The organism is Bradyrhizobium sp. CCGUVB4N, from assembly GCF_024199945.1.
Classification (GTDB): domain Bacteria; phylum Pseudomonadota; class Alphaproteobacteria; order Rhizobiales; family Xanthobacteraceae; genus Bradyrhizobium.
Genome location: NZ_JANADP010000001.1, coordinates 3,213,447 through 3,233,597 on the forward strand (window position 1 = coordinate 3,213,447; position 20,151 = coordinate 3,233,597).

Annotated in this window: 16 protein-coding genes; 12 read left to right on the plus strand and 4 right to left on the minus strand. The window is 64.5% G+C overall.

Annotated elements, in window-relative coordinates; all coding sequences use genetic code 11:
* Nucleotides 1-14: 14 nt before the first annotated feature.
* Nucleotides 15-932 (minus strand): LysR family transcriptional regulator, encoded by a 918-nt coding sequence (locus NLM31_RS14515; protein WP_148774422.1) that lies wholly within the window; start codon nucleotides 930-932, stop codon nucleotides 15-17.
* A 119-nt stretch (nucleotides 933-1,051) separates the two neighbouring features.
* Here NLM31_RS14515 and NLM31_RS14520 point away from each other — a divergent pair, with 119 nt between their 5' ends.
* The 6 genes from NLM31_RS14520 to NLM31_RS14545 all read left to right on the plus strand — a co-directional run bounded on the left by NLM31_RS14520 (nucleotide 1,052) and on the right by NLM31_RS14545 (nucleotide 6,633).
* Nucleotides 1,052-1,867, plus strand: coding sequence for a putative hydro-lyase (locus tag NLM31_RS14520; RefSeq protein WP_254192670.1), 816 nt, complete (start codon nucleotides 1,052-1,054; stop codon nucleotides 1,865-1,867).
* A gap of 92 nt (nucleotides 1,868-1,959) precedes the next feature.
* Nucleotides 1,960-3,204: an ABC transporter substrate-binding protein gene (locus NLM31_RS14525; protein ID WP_254130018.1), complete on the plus strand. Its 1,245-nt coding sequence runs from the start codon at nucleotides 1,960-1,962 to the stop codon at nucleotides 3,202-3,204.
* 151 nt (nucleotides 3,205-3,355) lie between these two features.
* Nucleotides 3,356-4,234 carry a branched-chain amino acid ABC transporter permease gene (locus tag NLM31_RS14530; RefSeq protein WP_256562133.1) on the plus strand — a complete coding sequence of 293 codons (879 nt, stop codon included), beginning with the start codon at nucleotides 3,356-3,358 and terminating at the stop codon, nucleotides 4,232-4,234.
* A complete protein-coding gene (locus NLM31_RS14535) occupies nucleotides 4,234-5,217 on the plus strand; it encodes a branched-chain amino acid ABC transporter permease (RefSeq protein ID WP_254130019.1) in 984 nt (327 codons plus the stop codon). Before NLM31_RS14530 ends, NLM31_RS14535 begins: the two co-directional genes overlap by 1 nt.
* Nucleotides 5,214-5,945: an ABC transporter ATP-binding protein gene (locus NLM31_RS14540; RefSeq protein WP_254130020.1), complete on the plus strand. Its 732-nt coding sequence runs from the start codon at nucleotides 5,214-5,216 to the stop codon at nucleotides 5,943-5,945. The genes NLM31_RS14535 and NLM31_RS14540 overlap by 4 nt, the downstream gene beginning before the upstream one ends.
* Nucleotides 5,929-6,633, plus strand: a complete 705-nt coding sequence (locus NLM31_RS14545; protein ID WP_254192671.1) for an ABC transporter ATP-binding protein — start codon at nucleotides 5,929-5,931, stop codon at nucleotides 6,631-6,633. Before NLM31_RS14540 ends, NLM31_RS14545 begins: the two co-directional genes overlap by 17 nt.
* A gap of 179 nt (nucleotides 6,634-6,812) precedes the next feature.
* Here the strand turns inward: NLM31_RS14545 and NLM31_RS14550 are convergent, their stop codons facing one another.
* On the minus strand, nucleotides 6,813-7,499 hold the full coding sequence (locus NLM31_RS14550) for an aldolase (protein ID WP_254192672.1): 687 nt from the start codon (nucleotides 7,497-7,499) through the stop codon (nucleotides 6,813-6,815).
* A 116-nt stretch (nucleotides 7,500-7,615) separates the two neighbouring features.
* On the opposite strand from NLM31_RS14550, the gene ltnD reads away from it, so the two are divergent.
* From ltnD to NLM31_RS14580, 6 genes are all read left to right on the plus strand, one after another.
* The gene (gene ltnD, locus NLM31_RS14555; protein ID WP_254192673.1) at nucleotides 7,616-8,533 is read left to right on the plus strand and encodes an L-threonate dehydrogenase; all 918 of its coding nucleotides are present in this window, start codon (nucleotides 7,616-7,618) and stop codon (nucleotides 8,531-8,533) included.
* Nucleotides 8,534-8,545: 12 nt separating this feature from the next.
* A complete protein-coding gene (otnI, locus tag NLM31_RS14560) occupies nucleotides 8,546-9,328 on the plus strand; it encodes a 2-oxo-tetronate isomerase (protein ID WP_254192674.1) in 783 nt (260 codons plus the stop codon).
* Nucleotides 9,325-10,602 (plus strand): 3-oxo-tetronate kinase, encoded by a 1,278-nt coding sequence (otnK, locus tag NLM31_RS14565; RefSeq protein ID WP_254192675.1) that lies wholly within the window; start codon nucleotides 9,325-9,327, stop codon nucleotides 10,600-10,602. Before otnI ends, otnK begins: the two co-directional genes overlap by 4 nt.
* 161 nt (nucleotides 10,603-10,763) lie before the next feature.
* Nucleotides 10,764-12,455, plus strand: a complete 1,692-nt coding sequence (locus NLM31_RS14570; RefSeq protein ID WP_254192676.1) for a methyl-accepting chemotaxis protein — start codon at nucleotides 10,764-10,766, stop codon at nucleotides 12,453-12,455.
* A gap of 241 nt (nucleotides 12,456-12,696) precedes the next feature.
* A complete protein-coding gene (locus NLM31_RS14575) occupies nucleotides 12,697-15,876 on the plus strand; it encodes an efflux RND transporter permease subunit (protein ID WP_254130027.1) in 3,180 nt (1,059 codons plus the stop codon).
* Nucleotides 15,863-17,059, plus strand: coding sequence for an efflux RND transporter periplasmic adaptor subunit (locus NLM31_RS14580; RefSeq protein ID WP_254130028.1), 1,197 nt, complete (start codon nucleotides 15,863-15,865; stop codon nucleotides 17,057-17,059). Before NLM31_RS14575 ends, NLM31_RS14580 begins: the two co-directional genes overlap by 14 nt.
* Nucleotides 17,060-17,182: 123 nt before the next feature.
* Here NLM31_RS14580 and NLM31_RS14585 read toward each other — a convergent pair whose 3' ends face one another.
* Nucleotides 17,183-18,697, minus strand: a complete 1,515-nt coding sequence (locus NLM31_RS14585; RefSeq protein WP_254192677.1) for an acetyl-CoA acetyltransferase — start codon at nucleotides 18,695-18,697, stop codon at nucleotides 17,183-17,185.
* A 166-nt stretch (nucleotides 18,698-18,863) separates the two neighbouring features.
* A complete protein-coding gene (locus NLM31_RS14590; RefSeq protein WP_254192678.1) occupies nucleotides 18,864-19,997 on the minus strand; it encodes a nitronate monooxygenase in 1,134 nt (377 codons plus the stop codon).
* Between the last annotated feature and the right edge of the window lie 154 nt (nucleotides 19,998-20,151).

A 20,151-nucleotide genomic window follows, 5' to 3' on the forward strand; every position in this document is an offset into this window, starting at 1 on the left:
GTCCGGCGCCTTTTTCAATGACGCGCCAGCGCGGGCGCGTCAACCGCGAGGCTGCTCTGCGCAATCTGACATGCAAGCTCGGCGACGCGCTCCACCGCGACGACGTCGGGCGAGGCGAGCCAGCTTGCCGTAAACGTCAGCGGCGCGATCTCCAGGTCGGTGTCGAGCAACTGCAGCCGGCCATCGGCGAGCTCGTTCTCGACGATGGCGTCGGGGATCACGGCGATGCCGAGGCCTTCCACCGCCATGTGGATCACGGTCGCAAGCGAGGCAGAGGCGTGGAGACGGATCGGCGGCAAGTCGGGCCGGTCGAACACCTCGCGTACGACCTCGTAGGGCCTGGTCTTGCGCGGAAAGGTGATGATCGGAAACCGCGCGAGATCGGCGGGCGTCACCGGGCCGTGTCCGAGCCCGAGCGACGGACTTGCGAGAAAGCCGATCGGATAATCGGCCAGCACGCGGTTGTGCACGCCCGAGGCCGACAGCGGTCCGACCACGAAGGCCAGTTCGATCTCCTGCGCGAGCAGGCGCGCGGTGAGGTTCGGCGTGATGTCGACCTCGATCTCCAGCGACAGGTTGGGATAGATCTGGTTCATGCTCTTCACCAGCCGCGGCAGCCAGGTGTGCACGATGGTCTCCGCGACGCCGAGCCGCATCACGCCGCGCATCGCCGAACGATCGCCGATCTCCGCCATCATCTGGGCGCGCAGGCCGATCAGCTTTTCCGCGTAGACCATCATCTGCCGGCCGCTCGGGGTGGGCGAGGCCACGCGATGGTCGCGGTTGAGGAGCTTGACGCCCATCTCGCGCTCGAGCTGGGCGATGCGCTGGGAGATCGCAGGCTGGGTCGTATTCAGCCGTGCCGCGGCGCCGCGAAAGCTGCCGAGCTTCACAACCCAAAGGAAGGTTTCGATCGACCTGAAGTCCAGCATCGGAAGGATTTTCCTGATCGATAAATTATATTTATCGATATTGATTAGAAAGGAAGATTAGACTTTATAGCACGCTTGGTGTTGGCTGTCTTTGTCGAGTTTATAGGCAGGTCAATCACATGACTGTTTTGGTGGCAGCGCAGCAAACTGAAACACCCGACGCCCTCCCGAGCCGCCAGGCTCGGCTGGCCTATCGTGGCGGCGAGGTCGGTTCCACCGCGGGGGTCGCCCCCGGCTTCGTCCAGGGCAATCTGGCGATCCTGCCGGCGGAATATGCCGGCGCCTTCCACCGCTTCTGCCAGCTCAATCCCAAGCCGTGCCCGATCATCGGCATGTCCGATGTCGGCAGCCCGTACATCCCCGCCCTTGGCGCCGATCTCGACATTCGCACCGACGTGCCGCGCTACCGTGTCTGGCGCGACGGCGAAGTCGTCGACGAGCCGACCGACGTGACGAAGCATTGGCGCGACGACCTCGTGACCTTCGTGCTCGGCTGCTCCTTCTCGTTCGAAGAGGCACTGCTCGACGAGGGCATGCCGATCCGCCACATCGAGCAGAACGTGCGGGTGCCGATGTACCGCACCAATATCGCCTGCGGCGAGGCCGGCCCGTTCGCAGGTCCGATGGTGGTGTCGATGCGCCCGTTCAAGCCGGCGGATGCGATCCGCGCGGTGCAGATCACGTCGCGCTATCCCGCCGTGCACGGCGCGCCCGTGCATCTCGGCCATCCGCATCTGATCGGTATCAAGGACATCGCCAAGCCCGACTATGGTGATCCCGTACCTGTTGCCGATGACGAGATTCCGGTGTTCTGGGCCTGCGGCGTGACGCCGCAATCGGTGATCAATTCCGCCAAGGTCCCGTTCGCGATTACGCATTCGCCCGGCCTGATGCTGGTGACCGATCTGAAGAACAGAAACATGGCCGTGATTTAGTAGGCAACGTTTGCTGCTTCTTCGGGCTTTACGCAGTTTGCCAATCGTTTCATTCGATACGCGCAAAATTCGAATAACAGGGGACTTTGCCTATGACGATCACTCGCCGCGACGTTCTGCTCGGAGCCACCGCCGCTGCCGCGCTGTTGCCGCTAGCCGCGCGCGCGCAAACCTCTGAGGTGGTGATCGGCGCGACCTATCCCCTGTCGGGCGCCGGCGCCCAGGTCGGCGTCGACGCGCAACGCGCGTTCGAGACCGCGATCGACATCATCAACAACGACCAGGACTTCGATCTTCCGCTGGCAAAAGGCGTCGGTTTGCCGGGTCTCGGCGGCGCCAAGATCCGCATGGTGTATGCCGACCACCAGGGCGACCCGCAAAAGGGACGCGCCGAAGCCGAGCGACTGATCACCCAGGAGAAAGTCTGCGCGGTGCTCGGCTCCTATCAGAGCGCGGTCGCGGTCACGGTCAGCCAGATCTGCGAGCGTTACCAGATCCCGTTCCTGTCGGCGGACAATTCCTCGCCGAGCCTGCATCGCCGCGGACTGAAGTACTATTTCCGCGCCTCGCCGCATGACGAGATGTTCTCGGCCGGGATGTTCGATTTCCTCGACTCGATGAAGAAGAAGGGCGTCAAGGCCGACACGCTGGCGCTGTTCCACGAAGACACGATCTTCGGCACCGACTCCGCCAACGCCCAGACCAAGCTCGCGACCGAGCGCGGCTACAAGATCGTCGCCGACATCAAGTACCGCGCCAACTCGCCGTCCTTGTCTGCCGAGGTCCAGCAGCTCAAGGCCGCCAATGCCGATGTGCTGATGCCCTCGAGCTACACCACGGACGGCATCCTGCTGGTCAAGACGATGGCGGAGCTCGGCTACAAGCCGAACGCGATCCTGGCTCAGGCAGCCGGCTTCTCCGAAAAGGCGCTTTACGACGCCGTCGGCGACAAGCTCGAAGGTGCGATCACCCGCGGCAGCTTCTCGCTCGATCTTGCCGCCAAGCGGCCGATGGTCGGCAAGATCAACGATCTGTTCAAGGCGAAATCGGGCAAGGACCTCAACGACAACACCTCGCGCCAGTTCATGGCGATGATCGTGATTGCCGACGCCATCAACCGCGCCAAGTCGACCGACGGCGAGAAGATCCGCGACGCGATGGCTGCGACCGACATTCCGGGCGAACAGACCATCATGCCCTGGAAGCGGGTCAAGTTCGACGACATGGGCCAGAACAACGACGCCGATCCGGTGCTGCTGCAATATATCGGCGGCAAGTTCGTCACCGTGTTCCCGTCGCAGGCGGCGGTCGCCGAAGCTGTCTGGCCGATGAAGTGAGGATTGCATCGGGAGCGCGGACGTTAGCTCCCGATCCTGATCCTGCGGAGTAAGACGGAGCCCGCGTCGGGACAGGCGAGGGCGGCCCGTCGTTGCGACACGCGTTCGATGACGCCCCTCGGGGTGAGGGCTTTTTCTGGGGGGCAAGTTGCTGACAGTCGAAACAATTGTCCAAAGTCTCGCAAGCGGCCTGCTGATGGGCCTGCTCTACGGACTGATCGCCGTCGGCCTCGCGCTGATCTTCGGCCTGATGGACGTCACGAACTTCGCCCATGGCGAGTTCCTGATGATCGCGATGTACGCGTCCTTCTTCCTGTTCGCGTTCTTCGCCATCGATCCCTTGCTCTCGGCGCCGCTGGTCGCGGCGGCGATGTTCGTGTTCGGAGCAGTGGTCTACCTGTTGATTGTACGCTTCGCCATGCGGGCCAAGGCCAATGCCGGCATGGTGCAGATCTTCACCACCTTCGGCCTGGCCATCGTGATGCGCGGACTGGCCCAGCTGTTCTTCACGCCGGACTATCGCAGCATTCCGCAATCCTGGCTCGGCGGCAAAACCGTCTCGATTGCAGGCATTTTCCTCCCCGAGCCGCAGCTGGTCGGTGCGCTGGTCTCGATTCTCGCCTTTGCCGGCCTCTACTTCTTCATCCACCGCACCGATTTCGGCCGCGCGCTGGAAGCCACCCGTGAGGATCCCGGTGCGGTCGCGCTCGTCGGTATCGACAAGAACCGCGTGTTCGCGTTCGGTTGGGGCCTGGGCGCTGCGCTTGTCGGTCTCGCCGGCGCGATCATGGCGGTGTTCTTCTACATCTATCCCGACGTCGGCGCGTCCTTTGCGCTGATTGCCTATGTCACGGTGGCGCTTGGCGGCTTTGGCAGTGTGTTCGGTGCCTTTGCCGGCGGCATCATTGTCGGCCTGGTCGAAGCGGTGACCGCGCTGATGCTGCCGCCTTCGCTGAAGTCGGTCGGCATCTACGCGGTGTACCTGCTCGTTGTCTTCATCCGGCCGCGTGGCCTGTTCGGGTCGATGTGATGGACAAGAATTTTGCCGCGCGGCGTCGCCGCGATCTCATCATTGCGGCAGTGCTGACCGCACTGGCCGCGCTCGCGCCGCTGTTCGTCAAAAACGTCTACGTCCAGAACATCCTGGTCCTGACCTTGATGTATGCGGCGCTGTCGCAGAGCTGGAACATCCTCTCCGGCTATTGCGGACAGATCTCGCTAGGCCACGCTCTCTATTTCGGCATCGGCGCCTACACCACCGAGCTTCTGTTCACCAAGTTCGGCGTGCTGCCCTGGTTCGGCATGCTCGCCGGCGGTACGATCGCGGCGCTCATCGCGATGGGGCTCGGTTATCCCTTCTTTCGGCTGCGCGGCCATTACTTCGTGATCGCGACCATCGTCATCGCGGAGATCGGGTTGCTGCTGTTCCAGAACTGGGAATGGGCAGGGGCTGCGATGGGCATCACCATTCCCGTGCGCGGCGACAGCTGGCTGAAATTCCAGTTCATGCGCAGCAAACTGCCGTATTTCTATTTCGCGCTGGCGCTTTGCTGTCTCGCCTGGTTTGTCACATGGTGGCTTGAAGACTCCAAATGGGGTTTTTGGTGGCGCGCGGTGAAGGACAATCCGGAAGCGGCCGAGAGCCTGGGCGTCGTCGTGTTCAATTCCAAAATGGGTGCGGCAGCGGTCTCTGCGTTCCTCGTTGCTGTCGGAGGCGCCTTCTACGCGCAGTTCCTCGCCTATATCGATCCCGAGAGCGTCATGGGCTTCCAGTTCTCGCTGCTGATGGCGCTGCCGGCCGTGCTCGGGGGCATCGGCACCCTCTGGGGTCCCGTGCTCGGGGCGGTCATCCTGATCCCGATGACGGAGCTGACGCGCTCCTATATCGGCGGCTCCGGTCGCGGCGTCGACCTCATCGTCTATGGCGCGCTGATCGTGGCGATCTCGCTGGCCTTGCCGCAAGGCCTGGTCAGCCTGTTTTCCCGTTCCAAAGCAAAAGGAGCCACGCGATGACCGCGCTCCTTGAAACCCGCGGCGTCTGGCAGCGCTTCGGCGGCCTCGTCGCCAACAGCGATGTGTCGATCTCGGTCGGCCGCGGCGAAATCGTCGGGCTGATCGGTCCGAACGGTGCCGGCAAATCGACGCTGTTCAATCTGATCGCCGGCGTGCTGCCGCCGACGCAAGGCTCGATCTGGTTCGACGGCGAGGACGTGACGAAGATGCCGGCGGCAGAGCGCTGTCAACGCGGCGTCGGGCGCACCTTCCAGGTCGTCAAGAGCTTCGAGACCATGACGGTCATCGACAACGTCATCGTCGGCGCCTTGGTGCGCAACACCGTAATGCGCGAGGCGCGCCGCAAAGCGCATGAGGTGCTGGAGTTCACCGGCCTTGCCGCGCGCGCCGATGTGCTCGCAAGCGACCTCGTGCCGGCCGAGAAGCGCCGCCTCGAGGTTGCCCGTGCGCTCGCGACCGAACCGAAACTGCTGCTGCTCGACGAGGTCCTCACCGGCCTCACGCCGACCGAGGCGCAGACCGGTGTGGCGCTGGTGCGGAAAGTCCGCGACGCCGGCATCACCGTTCTGATGGTCGAGCATGTCATGGAGATCGTGATGCCGCTGGTCGATCGCGCCATCGTGCTCGATCTCGGCAAGGTTCTGGTCGAGGGCAAGCCCGCCGACGTGGTCCGCGATCCCAAGGTGATCAAGGCATATCTGGGAGATCGTCATGCTGTCGGTGCATGAAGTCACGACCGCCTATCAGGGTCTGGTTGCGATCTCCGCGGTCTCGATCGAGGTCCAGAAGGGCGAGATCGTCTGCGTCGCCGGCGCCAACGGCGCGGGCAAGTCGACCCTGCTCAAGACGATTGCCGGTGCCGAGCGTCCGCGTTCGGGCTCCGTAACGTTCGACGGCAAGCGCCTCGATGGCATGGCGCAGCATCACGTCACCGCCACCGGCATTGCCTACGTGCCGGAGAACCGCCGTCTGTTTCCGCGCCTGTCGGTGCGCGACAACCTTCGCCTCGGCAGCTACCTCTATCGTGGCGAAGCGGATCGCGAAGCACCGCTCGATCTCGTCTTCAAGCTGTTCCCGCGCTTGTCCGAGCGCCTCGATCAACGCGCCGAAACGCTGTCCGGCGGCGAGCAGCAGATGCTCGCGATCGGCCGCGCGCTGATGACGCGCCCGCGGCTCTTGATGCTCGACGAGCCCTCGCAGGGCATCATGCCGAAACTGGTCGACGAGATTTTTCAGGCGGTGAAGCTGATCCGCGACTCCGGCATGACCGTGCTGATCGTCGAACAGCGTATGGCCGAGTGTCTGGAAATTGCCGACCGCGCCTACATCCTGCAAACCGGTCGCGTGCTGATGCAGGGGCCGGCGGCGGAGGTCAGGGGCAATCCGGACGTGCGGAAGGCGTATCTGGGGCTGTAGCGACGGAGTGTGGGGCTCGCCCGCGCAACACACTCGATGTCATCGCCCGACTTGATCGGGCGATCCAGTACTCCGAGACAGCAGTGGTCAATCGAGAGGCCGCGGCGTACTGGATTCCCCGCCTGCGCGGGGAATGACAGTGGTGTGTGGGGCGATACTATCGCCCTCGACGGCACGCACTAATGCTCATGTCCGTGCTCCGGCAGCGTCACCCCGAACACCTTGACCAGATCCGCTACCTGCTCTGGCGAAAGATGGCGCGGGTTCATCCCGCGCAGCAGCAGATAGAGCTTCGCAGTCTCCTCCAGCTCCTCGGTCGCGAATACCGCCGCTTCCAGCGTGTCGCCTGCGACCACCGGGCCGTGATTGGCGAGCAGCACGGATGAATATTTCCCGGCCAGTCCCTTGATCGCATCCGCAACCGCTGGATCGCCGGGTCGGTAATAGGGCACGAGCGCGGTGGCGCCGCATTTCATCAGATAATAGGCGGTCATCGGCGGCAGCGCGGCGCGCGGGTCGATCTCGGGCAGCATCGAGAGCGCGACCGAATGGGTGGAGTGCAGATGCACGATCGCCCGCGCGCTCCCGCGCGTATCGTAGAGTGCGGTATGCAGCGGAACTTCCTTGGTCGGCGCATCGCCGGACGTGAGCCGGCCCTGCCAATCCAGCCGCGACAGCTTTGCCGGATCAAGGAAGCCGAGCGAGGCGTTGGTCGGCGTCACCAGCCAGCCGCCGCCGTCCAGCCTGACACTGATATTGCCGGAGGAGCCCGGTGTCAGGCCGCGCTCGAACAGGGACCGTCCGAAGCGGCAGATATCCTCACGCAGTCTTGTCTCGTTGCCGGTTTCAGTTCTCATGGCCGTCATGCTCGCTTGTCTCACGCTTTGGCAGCGCGGCCAAGCCGTGTTATTCGAGATCACGAGCCGCCGCAAAGGCGGCCCTCCGGGAAACGTTCGCAAGAATAAGTCGAAGGGTTAGTTGCATGTCCGCCTCCATCTCACAAAATCAGCGCATCGCCGTCATCGGGCTCGGTTCGATGGGGTACGGCATGGCGACCTCGCTGAAACGCGCCGGCCATACGGTGACCGGCTGCGACGTTTCGGCCGATGCGGTCGCGCGGTTTGTGAAGGACGGGGGCGCGGGCGCCACAACGCCGGCCGAGGCGGCCAAGGGCGCGGACATCGTCGTCAGCGTGGTCGTCAACGCCGCGCAAACCGAAGCGATCCTGTTCGGCAAGGACGGTGTCGCCGAGACCCTGCCGAAGGATGCCGTCTTCATCTCCTCCGCGACCATGGATCCCGACGTGGCGCGGCGCCTGGCCAAACAGCTGGAGGCGACCGGCCGGAATTACCTGGATGCGCCCATCTCCGGCGGTGCGCAGCGCGCCGCCGAGGGCGAACTGACGATCCTCGCTTCCGGCAGCCCGGCTGCCTTTGCAAAGGCGCGTCCCGCGCTCGATGCCATGGCGGCAAAGCTCTACGAACTCGGCGATGCCGCGGGGCAGGGCGCCGCGTTCAAGATGATCAACCAGCTGCTGGCCGGCGTGCATATCGCTGCCGCGAGCGAAGCGATGGCGTTCGCCGCCAAGCAGGGGCTCGACATCCGCAAGGTCTACGAGGTGATCACCGCGTCCGCCGGCAATTCCTGGATGTTCGAGAACCGCATGCCGCACGTGCTCGACGGCGACTACACGCCGCGCAGCGCGGTGGAGATCTTCGTCAAGGATCTCGGCATCATCCAGGACATGGCGCGCAGCGCCAGATTTCCGGTTCCGGTTTCCGCCGCAGCCCTCCAGATGTTCCTGATGACATCAGCCGCGGGCATGGGGCGTGACGACGATGCGTCGGTGGCGCGAATGTATGCGCAGGTCACCGGCGTCAAACTTCCCGGCGACAAGTAGAAGAGGATTCCAATGCCCCGTTTCGCCGCCAACCTCTCGATGATGTTCACCGAGGTGCCGTTCCTCGACCGCTTCGATGCCGCCGCCCAGGCCGGCTTCACCGCTGTCGAGTTTCTCTTTCCCTATGAGCATCCGGTCGAAGCGATCGGCGAGCGGCTCAAGCGCAACGGTTTGACACAGGCACTGTTCAATCTGCCGCCGGGCGACTGGAATGCCGGCGAGAAAGGTTTTGCCGCGCTGCCGGCGCGCTTTGCCGATCTCAAGGCGAGCCTGGAGACGGCGCTGCCTTACGCCAAGGCGACCGGCGTCAAGCGGCTGCATCTGATGGCGGGCATCGCCAACCGCGGCGAACGGGTCGCAATCGAGGCCTTCTACAAATCGGTGGCGTGGGCCGCGGAATTCTTCGCGCCGCATGGCATCGACATCGTGCTCGAGCCGATCAATTCCCGCAATGTGCCGGGCTATTTCCTCAATGATTTCGGCTTTGCGCGCGACCTGATCCAGGAGTTGCGGCTTCCCAACCTGAAACTGCAGTTCGACATCTATCATTGCGGGATCATCCATGGCGATGTCACCATGCGGCTGCGCGAGATGATGCCGATCATCGGCCACATCCAGATCGCCAGCATTCCCTCGCGCAACGAGCCCGACGGCGAGGAGCTCAATTATCCGTTCCTGTTCGAAGAGCTCGATCGGCTCGGCTATGCCGGCTTCGTCGGCTGCGAATACAATCCGCGGGGCAAGACCACCGATGGGCTTGCCTGGTTCAAGTCCTATGCGGGAGTGAAGCCGTGACACTTGCGCTGGGCTGCATCGCCGACGACTATACCGGCGCCTCCGATCTCGCCAACACGCTGACGCGCGCCGGTTTGCGCACGGTGCAGACCATCGGCGTGCCCGCGGACGATCTGAAGCTACCCGACGTGGACGCGGTCGTGGTGTCGCTGAAGAGCCGCTCGATCGAGGCGGGGCTTGCCGTCTCGCGCTCGCGCGCGGCCGAGACATGGCTGCGTGGTCGCGGCGCGGGCCACGTGCTGTTCAAGATCTGCTCGACCTTCGATTCGACGGATGCAGGCAATATCGGGCCGGTGATGGATGCGCTGCGCGCCGATTGCGGTGCAGCCGTCGTGCTGGTGACGCCGGCCTTTCCTGAGACCGGCCGCACCGTCTACCAGGGCAATCTGTTCGTTGGCGCCGTGCCGCTGAACGAGAGCCCGCTCAAGGACCATCCACTCAATCCGATGCATGATTCCAACCTGGTGCGCGTGTTGGCGCGCCAGAGCAAGACGCAGATCGGTCTCGTCGATCTCGCGACGCTGTCGCGGGGGGCGGAGGCCGTGCAGGCCAGGCTTGCCGAATTATCGGGCAAGGGCATCGGCGCCGCGATCATCGACGCGGTGTTCGACCGCGATCTCGAGACCATCGGCCTTGTCGCCGCGGAGCACCGGCTGTCGGTCGGTGCCTCCGGGATCGGCCTCGGGCTCGCCCGCGCGCTGGTATCGACCGGCAAGGTCAAGTCGGCCGCCACCGGCAGCGAGCAGGGCGCCGCCGTTGGTGGGCAGGTGGCGTGTCTCGCGGGAAGCTGCTCGCAGGCCACCCTGCAGCAGATCGCCAACGCCGAACGGGTCATGCCGGTGCTTCGTCTCGACCCCGACCGTATTCTTACGGGCGCAAACGAAACGCAGCGCGCGCTGGACTGGGCGAAGGAGCGATTGGCTCAGGGGCCCGTGCTGATTGCATCGAGCGCGACGCCGGCCGACGTCGCTGCGCTCCAGGCGCGTCACGGCCGCGATGCCGCAGGCCATGCGATCGAGCAGACGATGGCCGATATCGCCGAAAGCCTAGTGAAATCAGGCGTGCGGCGACTGATCGTCGCAGGCGGTGAGACATCAGGGGCGGTCGTCGATCGGCTGAAGATTCCCGGATTTCTCGTAGGGGCAGAGATCGCCGCGGGCGTCCCGGTGCTGCGCGCGGTGGGCGCTGCGGCCGGTGACATGCTGCTCGCGTTGAAGTCCGGTAATTTCGGCGGGCCGGAGTTTTTTGCGGATGCGATTAGGCTCATGCGCTGAGCGCAGAGCATTTTTAGTCGCTCATTCACTTCTTTAAGGTTCCGTACTCGTACGGAGTCGTAGTTAACAACTGCTCAGTCGCTTTGTTGTTGGATGTCGGCGCCGCCGCTTTTGGTTGATCCATTCGACGCGCCGCCGCGCCAACGCAAAGAGACCCGATTATGCTCGCCACCATCTCCATCCGCGCCAAGATCATCAGTGTCGTGGCGTTCCTGCTGGTTGCGATGACCGGCATGGGCCTGCTCGCCGTCATGAAGATGCGGTCGATGAATGCCAATACAACGGACATCACCACGAGCTGGCTGCCGAGCGTGCGGGTGCTCGGCGAGATCCGGGCGAGCGTCATCACCTATCGCAACGTGGTCCGCCAGCACATGCTGGCCGAGACCCTGGAAGACAAGCTCGCCAACGAGAAGACCGCCGGCACTGTAATGGAGGCGCTCGGCAAGTCCCGTAAGAGCTACGAGCCGATGATCACCTCCCCGGAGGAGCGGAGGCTGTACAACGAATGGGCCAAGCTCTGGGATGATTACAAGAAGGGTACCGAAGAGGTCTTCGCGTTGTCGCGCAAGGAGGCCGGCAAGATCCCGCATGAAGCCCAGGAGTTGAACACCAAGACGGTCAACAAGATCGGCCTCGCGTCAGATGAGGTGCTGACCAAGGACATCGAGCTCAATACTCAGGGCGGTGATCAGGCTGCAAAGGATGCCGCCGACAGCTACTATTACGCCTTCATGCTGGTCTCGATCATCCTCGGTGCCGCCGTCATCATCGGCATCGGCGTCAGCTTCTACCTGGTCCAGGACGTTTCCGCGGGCATCAATTCGATCATCCAGCCGATGCAGGCGCTGGGTCGCGGCGATCTCTCCGCTGAAGTCCCGCATCGCGGCGAGAAGACCGAGATCGGCTCGATGGCCGACGTGCTCCAGGTCTTCAAGGAGGCTCTGATCGCCAAGAAGGCTGCCGACGAAGCTGCCGCGGCCGACGCCGAGGCCAAGATCGAGCGCGGCCGCCGCGTCGACGGCATCACCCGCGACTTCGAAACGATGATCGGCGAGATCGTCCAGACCGTCTCGTCGGCCTCGACCCAGCTCGAAGCTTCCGCCTCGACGCTGACCTCGAGCGCCGACCGCTCGCAGCGGATGGCGACCACCGTTGCCGCCGCCTCGGAAGAAGCATCCACCAACGTCCAGTCGGTGGCTTCTGCCACCGAAGAGATGGCCTCCTCGGTCGGCGAGATCAGCCGCCAGGTGCAGGAATCGGCGCGGATGGCGGGCGACGCCGTTGGCCAGGCCCGTGCCACCACCGACCGCGTCAGCGAGCTCTCCAAGGCTGCGTCCCGCATCGGCGACGTCGTCGAGCTGATCAACACCATCGCCGGCCAGACCAACCTGCTGGCGCTGAACGCGACGATCGAAGCGGCGCGCGCCGGTGAGGCCGGCCGCGGCTTCGCGGTGGTCGCCTCCGAAGTGAAGGCGCTCGCCGAGCAGACCGCCAAGGCGACCGGCGAGATCGGCCAGCAGATCTCCGGCATCCAGGCGGCCACCAATGACTCGGTCGGCGCGATCAAGGAGATCTCCTCGACCATCGAGCGTCTCTCGGAAATCTCCTCGGCGATCGCCGCCGCAGTGGAAGAGCAGGGCGCGGCGACCCAGGAAATCGCCCGCAACGTCCAGCAGGCGGCCCAGGGTACCCAGCAGGTCTCGTCCAACATCACCGACGTGCAGCGCGGCGCCACCGAGACCGGCACCGCCTCCTCGCAGGTGCTCTCTGCCGCACAGATGCTGTCCAACGACTCGGCCCGGTTGAAGACGGAAGTCAGCAAGTTTCTGACCAATGTCCGCGCGGCGTAAGCCTAAAGACGATGTCATTCTGAAAGCGGCGCCTTTGGGCGCCGCTTTTTTGTGGGTGAGAGCCGTCTCTGTAATCTTCCGGGCGGCGGTTGCATATCTGGAATGCGATTTCGCTAGGCGATAGCAGGGAAGTGACCGCGCGTGACGCGCCGCCATTAGCCATTTCGGCGGTGTTCGGGTAAATCACCCGAGGAACCCGTGGGGCGTGTTCCCTGACCCCCGTTTTGGAATTGCCTGACGAATGATTGCTCTGGTTCGTATTGCCCTGAGCCGGCCCTACACGTTTGTCGTGCTGGCGCTCCTGCTTCTGATCATCGGGCCGCTCGCAGCGCTGCGGACGCCGACCGATATCTTTCCGGATATCCGCATCCCCGTGATCGGCGTGGTCTGGCAGTATACCGGCCTGCCGCCCGACCAGATGTCCGGACGCATCACCACGCCATTCCAGCGGGCGCTGACGACGACGGTCAACGACATCGAGCACATCACCGCCAACTCCTATAACGGCTTTGGCATCATCAAGATCTTCTTCCAGCCCAATGTCGACATCCGCACCGCCAATGCGCAGGTCACCGCGATCTCGCAGACGCTGCTGAAGCAGATGCCACCGGGCGCGACGCCGCCCTTGATCCTGAACTACTCCGCCTCGACCGTGCCGATCATCCAGGTGGCGCTGTCGGGCGATGGCCTGACCGAGCAGAACCTCGCCGACATCGGCATCAACAATCTGCGTACCCCGCTGGTCACCGTGCCCGGCGCGGCGATTCCCTATCCTTTTGGCGGCAAGCAGCGCCAGGTCCAGATCGACCTCGACCCGACCGCGCTGCAGGCCCGTGGCCTGTCCGGCCAGGACGTCGCCAATGCGCTTGCGGCCCAGAACCTGATCACGCCGGTCGGCACCCAGAAGATCGGCACCTTCGAGTACAGCATCCAGCTCAACAACTCGCCGCTCAAGATCGATGAGCTCGGCAATCTGCCGATCAAGACCGTCAACGGCGCCATGGTCTATGTGCGTGACGTTGCCACCGTGCGCGACGGCAATCCGCCGCAGACCAACATTGTCCACGTCGACGGCAACCGTTCGGTGCTGATGATGGTGTTGAAGGCGGGCGCGACCTCGACGCTCGATATCATCGCCGGCATCAAGCAGAAGGTCATTGACGTCAAGGATCAGCTGCCGGACGCGCTCAAGATCGGCTTCATCGGCGACCAGTCGGTGTTCGTGCGCGGCGCGATCCAAGGCGTCGCCTTCGAGGGCGTGATTGCGGCGCTGCTCACCAGCGTCATGATCCTGCTGTTCCTCGGCAGCTGGCGTTCGACCGTCATCATCGCGGTTTCGATCCCGCTGTCCGTGCTCGGCGCCATCGTCATGCTGTCGGCGATCGGCGAGACGCTCAACATCATGACGCTCGGCGGTCTCGCGCTCGCGGTCGGCATTCTCGTCGACGACGCCACGGTGACCATCGAGAACATCAATTACCATCTGGAGCAGGGCAAGCCGGTCGAGCAGTCGATTCTCGACGGCGCCAATCAGATCGTGACGCCGGCCTTCGTCTCGCTGCTCTGCATCTGCATCGTGTTCGTGCCGATGTTCTTCCTCACCGGTGTCGCGCGCTTCCTGTTCGTGCCGATGGCTGAAGCGGTGATGTTCGCGATGATCTGGTCGTTCATCCTGTCGCGCACGCTCGTGCCGACCATGGCGAACTATCTGCTGCAGGCGCACGTCCATCATGATGGCGAACCGCCGAAATCGCGCAATCCGTTGGTATGGTTCCAGCGCGGCTTCGAGGCGCGGTTCGAACGTATTCGCGGTGGTTACCGTGGCCTGCTCGGCATGGCGCTGGCGCATCGTGCAGTGTTCGTGATCGGATTCCTCTGCGTCGTCGGTGCGTCCTTCGCGCTGGTGCCGTTCCTGGGGCGCAATTTCTTCCCCGCCGTCGATGCCGGCAACATCCTGATGCATGTGCGCACCCAGGTCGGCACCCGGGTCGAGGAAGCCGCCAATCAGCTCGCCGATGTGCAGAAGGCGGTGCGCAAGCTCGTTCCCGGCGAGATCGAGACCATGACCGACAACATCGGCATGCCGATCTCCGGCATCAACATGACCTACAACAACACCGGCGTGATCGGTCCTCAGGACGGAGACATCCAGATCAAGCTGAAGGAAGGTCACAAGCCGACCGAAGAGCATGTGAAGGTGCTGCGCGAGCAGCTGCCACGGCTGTTCCCGGGCGTCAGCTTCGCCTTCCTGCCGGCCGACATCGTCAGCCAGATCCTGAATTTCGGCGCGCCGGCGCCGATCGACCTGCAGATCCGCGGCGCCAATCTCGACGCCAACTTTGCCTACGCCAACAAATTGCTCGCCAGGGTCCGCCGGATTCCGGGCATTGCCGATGCACGCATCCAGCAATCGCCGAACCTGCCGACCTTCAACATCGATGTCGATCGCACCCGCGCGCAATATGTCGGCCTGACCGAACGCGACGTGACCAACAGTCTCGTGGTCAATCTCGCCGGCTCCTCACAGGTCGCGCCGACCTACTATCTCAACCCTGACAACGGCGTGTCCTATTCGATCGTGATGCAGACGCCGCAATATCAAATCGACTCGCTCAGCGCGTTGCAGACGCTGCCGATTACCGCCGCTGGCGCCTCGCAGTCGCCGATCCTCGGCGGCATCGCCGACATCAAGCGTGCAACCTCGAGCGCGGTGGTGTCGCAGTACGACATTCAAAACCTCGTGCAGATCTTTGCCACGACGTCGGGCCGCGATCTCGGCGCGGTCGCGACCGACATCCGCCAGGCCATTGCCGACACCGCCAAGGAGGTGCCGAAGGGCTCCTCCGTGGCATTGCTTGGTCAGGTGCAGACCATGAACAGCGCCTTCACCGGTCTTCTGTTCGGCCTGCTCGGCGCCGTCGTGCTGATCTACTTCCTGATCGTCGTGAACTTCCAGTCCTGGTCCGATCCGTTCGTGATCATCACGGCGCTGCCGGCCGCGCTCGCCGGCATCGTCTGGATGCTGTTCACGACCCAGACCACGCTGTCCGTACCGGCCCTGACCGGCGCCATCATGTGCATGGGCGTGGCCACGGCGAACAGCGTGCTGGTCATCTCCTTCGCCCGCGAACGCTATGAGGAACTCGGCGACCCCATCGCGGCCGCGCTGGAAGCCGGCTTCGTCCGGTTCCGCCCGGTGCTGATGACCGCGCTCGCCATGATCATCGGCATGGCGCCGATGGCCTTGGGGCTGGGCGAGGGCGGTGAGCAGAATGCGCCACTTGGCCGCGCCGTGATCGGCGGGCTGATTTTCGCAACTTTCGCCACGCTGATGTTTGTTCCCGTGGTGTTCAGTATGGTACACAAGAAACAAGGCGCCAAAGCCGCCGCCCCATTGGAGACTCCGCATGTCGCCCACTGAACCCCGCTCCCCGGTGTCGCACCGGAAACTGGGCATTTTCAGCGTGGTGGCGCTGATTGCGGCTGGTCTCGTGGTCGGCACCGGCATCCGGGCCCGCGAGGACCAGAGCTCCAAGCTGAAGGAATGGACCGACGACCAGGCTGTTCCCAGCGTTGCCGTGACCCTGCCCAATGCCAAGGCGCTCAATTCCACCATCGACCTGCCGGGCCGGCTCGAGGCCTATTACCGCGCACCGATCTTCGCGCGCGTGTCCGGCTATCTCAAAAGCTGGAGCGCCGACATCGGCGCCCGCGTCAAGGCCGGCCAGGTGATCGCCGAGATCGAGGCGCCCGACCTCGACCAGCAACTCTTGCAGGCCCGCGCCGACCTCGCCAGCCAGCAGGCCAGCGCCAGGCTGTCGGAAGCAACCCTGAACCGGCGCAAGACGCTGGTCGCCTCCAACTTCGTCTCGGCGCAGGAGATCGACGAGCGCACCGCCGATCTCTCCAACAAGAACGCCGCAGTCCATTCCGGCCAGGCCAATGTCGAGCGGCTCGAGGCGCTTGCCGGCTACAAGAAGATCACCGTGCCGTTCGACGGCGTGGTCACGGCACGCGACACCGACGTCGGCGCGCTGATCAACGCGGGCGGCGGTTCGGGACCGGCGATGTTCGTGGTCTCCGACATCACCAAGCTGCGCGTCTATGTCAGCGTTCCCCAGAACTACGTGCCGGCGATCAAGATCGGCGCCAAGGCCACCATCTCGCTGCCGGAATATCCGAACCGGACCTTCCAGGCCACGGTGGAGGCCTCCTCGCAGGCTGTCGACGTCGCCTCGGGCACCACGCGCATGCAGCTCGGCCTGGACAATTCGAGCGGCGAATTGATGCCCGGCGGCTATGCCAGCGTGAAGCTGAGCCTCCAGCGCGATTCCGCGCCGCTCAGCATTCCCGCCAGCGCGCTGATTTTCAACGGCAGCGGCCTGCGCGTCGCGACCGTCGGTGCGGACGACAAGGTGCAGTTCAAGACCGTGACCATCGCCCGCGATCTCGGCAAGGAGATCGAGCTTGCCTCGGGGATTGCGCCCGACGACCGCGTCATCACCGCTCCGCCGGATGGTTTGTCCGACGGGGACCAGGTGCGTGTGGTTGGCGCCGGCGGCAAGCCGGCAACCGCGTCGGAGAAGCAGGCACCGAAGAGCTAGGGCAGTCTCGTGCCCCGGACGCAGGTCCCGTAGGGTGGGCAAAGGCGCATATGCGCCGTGCCCACGTTCTTTTTCAATTGAGCAAGATGGTGGGCACGCTTCGCTTTGCCCACCCTACGAGACCTAGGCGAATCGCCACTCCGGCACGCCATCAGCAGCCATGGTGATCTCGCCAAGCGATCCCACCGGCGTGCTATCCATGTTGAGCAGATGCGCCAGCGTCGCACCGTCGCTCGCCGGAATCCGCGCCAGCGTGCGCCGGTCATCTACCGTGCGCAACATCACCACACCGTGCTCGGCGTCGCCACCACGGCCGTAGAGCACCGTAAAGCTCTCGACCTTCGCCTTGCCTGAAGCCTCGTTAACGAACTCCGGCACCGCGCGCTTGTTGCGGTCGGCCTCGCCCTGCACGCTGGTGTCCTGCGCCAGTGCATCCCGCGCCGGTGTCTTCGAAACGACCAGCGCGTGATGCTTGGTGACGAAGCCGCCCTGGCCGTAGAGCAGGCCGAGCCTGTCGCCGCCGCGCAGCCGCCTCACCATCGCGCAGGCCGCGTGCGTCATGTAGGTGTTGAGCGGCGCGCCGAAGAAGGTGAGGCCACCGTTCACCGTGGGCTGCACATCGGCGCCCAGACCCAGCGTCCGCCGTGCCATCTTCGGCACGCAGGGGAAGCAGCTGTAGAGCTCGATCGCGTCGAACTTCCGGCCGTCGCCGCCGGCGATGTCCATCACGGCCTTCAGCACCGCATTCTGCGGATGGCTCTCATAAAACTGGTCGCGCACGAGATAGTCGGGCGGCTCCTCTGCCGAGGCGCCGCCGAGCGGATAGACCAGCTTGTCCTCGGCAATCCCGGCCGCGCGTGCCTTGGCAAGGCTGGTCAGCAACAACGCGCCGCCCATGTTGACGCTGGGGTTGGCGACCATGAGCTTGTTGTAGGGCCACGCAATCAGCCGGTTGTCCGCGGTCGGCGTCGTGATCTCGTCCGGCGCATAGCGCCGCTTCAGCCAGGAATTGGGATTTTGCGCGGCTGCTTCCGAATAGCGCGACCACAACGTGCCGGATTCTTGCATCGCCTCGCGCGGCGTCTGGCCCCAATGCGCGGAGGAAGCCGCTTCATAGAACGGATAGACCGTGACGGGCCGGAACACGCCGAGCTTCACGGCAAGCGGCTTCTGGAATGACGCACCGCGCTTCGGCTCCGGGGCATCGTGGGCGAACGGCGTCCATGGCAGCTTGGCGCCCGCGCGGTCGGCTTTGGTTGCCGTCGATTGCGCTTCCGCGCCGCAGACCGCGGCGACGGTGCATTCGCCCCGCGCGATGCGCTTTGCGGCTTCATGAATGAAGCGGATCGGGCTCTCGCCGCCGACCGGACCGTAATGGCAATGCGCTGGCGTAACGCCGAGCCGTTGCGCCAGCAGCTTCTCGGGGTCGCGATAGCGCCAGCTCAGGAAGTTGACGACGTCGAGCGACTGCACCTCGCCGAGCAGTTTTGCGCCGGCGTCAGCTTCTGCGCGTCGTAGCGCCTGTTCGAGCAGATCGAGCGGCTCGAGGCCCTCGGTGATCTCCTTGGGGCGGTCGACGATCTCGCCGATGCCGACGATGACGGGGATGCGGTCTTCGGGGGTGGAGGTCTTGGTCATTTCTTCTTGTTCACGTTTCAGATTTTTGGCACGCCGTCGTCCTTCGAGGGCCGCCGAAGAGGCGGCCACCTCAGGATGACGGCTACGGGGACAGCGTCATCCTGAGGTGCGAGCCGAGCGGCGCATCGCGCCGCTTGGCGAGCCTCGAAGGATGGGCCACAAGCATCTACTCCGCCACCAGCGCATTCATGTGCTCGACGGCTTCGGCAAACTCTTCCTTGAACTCCTGCACCACGGCGCCGGCCGATTTCACGCTGTCGATCAGGCCGACGCCCTGGCCGACGAAATAGCTGACGAGGTCGCGCGCCTTGGCATTGCCTGCGGCCGCCGCGTGGTCGATCGAGTTGAAGGCATCGCGGCTGATGATGCTTTGCAGCGGCATCGGCAGGGCGCCGGGGCTCTCCGGCGCGCGGTCCCAGGCATCGGTCCAGACCGAACGGAGCTGTCGTGCCGGCTTTCCGGTGCGGCCCTTCGAGCGGATGGCGTCACGCGACGATGCCGCGATCATCTTCTCGCGAAAGATCTCGGAGGTCTCGGACTCGACGGTGGCCAGCCACACCGAGCCGGTCCATGCACCGGCGGCGCCCATCGCCATGCACGCCGCCATCTGCCGGCCCGTCATGATGCCGCCGGCCGCCAGCACCGGCACGTCGCGGATCGGCTTGATCGCCTTGATCACCTCCGGCACCAGCACCAGGGTCGAGACCTCGCCGCAATGGCCGCCGGCCTCGGTGCCCTGTACCACGAGGATGTCGACACCGGCTGCGACCTGGCGCAACGCGTGCTCCTTGGCGCCGACGAGGGCTGCCACCGGCACGTTGTGCTTCCGGCCCATCTCGATCATCGCCTTCGGCGGCACGCCCAGCGCGTTCGCGATCAGCCGGATCGGATGATTGAACGAGACCTTCAGCAGCTCCATCGCGGTCTCGGCGTCGAATGGTTGCGGCTGGTTGTCGGTAACATCAGTTGTCGTCAGCTCGATATCGTACTTCTTCAGGAGATCGCTGGTGTATTTGCGGTGCTCCCGCGGCACGCGCGCTTCCAGGCTCTTCCAGGTGACGTCCTTCTCGCCCGCGGTCGAGATGTTTTCGGGGATCAGCACGTCGATGCCGTAGGGCTTGCCGTCGACGTGGTCGTCGATCCATTTCAGCTCGCGTTCGAGCGTGTCAGGCGTGTGCACGGTGGCGCCGAGCACGCCAAAGCCGCCGGCGCGGCTGACGGCAGCAACGACGTCGCGGCAATGGCTGAAGGCGAGCAGCGGGAACTCGATGCCCAGCATGTCGCAGATCGGCGATTTCATGGTTCTCTCCCGGCGGCGCTCGACGACGCTAGCCCATCGTCATTTGCGATGCCATGCCGGATTCCCGCGCGCATCTTGCGTGCAGGCGTTACGTCGTGCGGTGAGCCATTCCGTCGTGCAAAATAAGCGGGAGAGGGGCCACCGACCAGCCTCT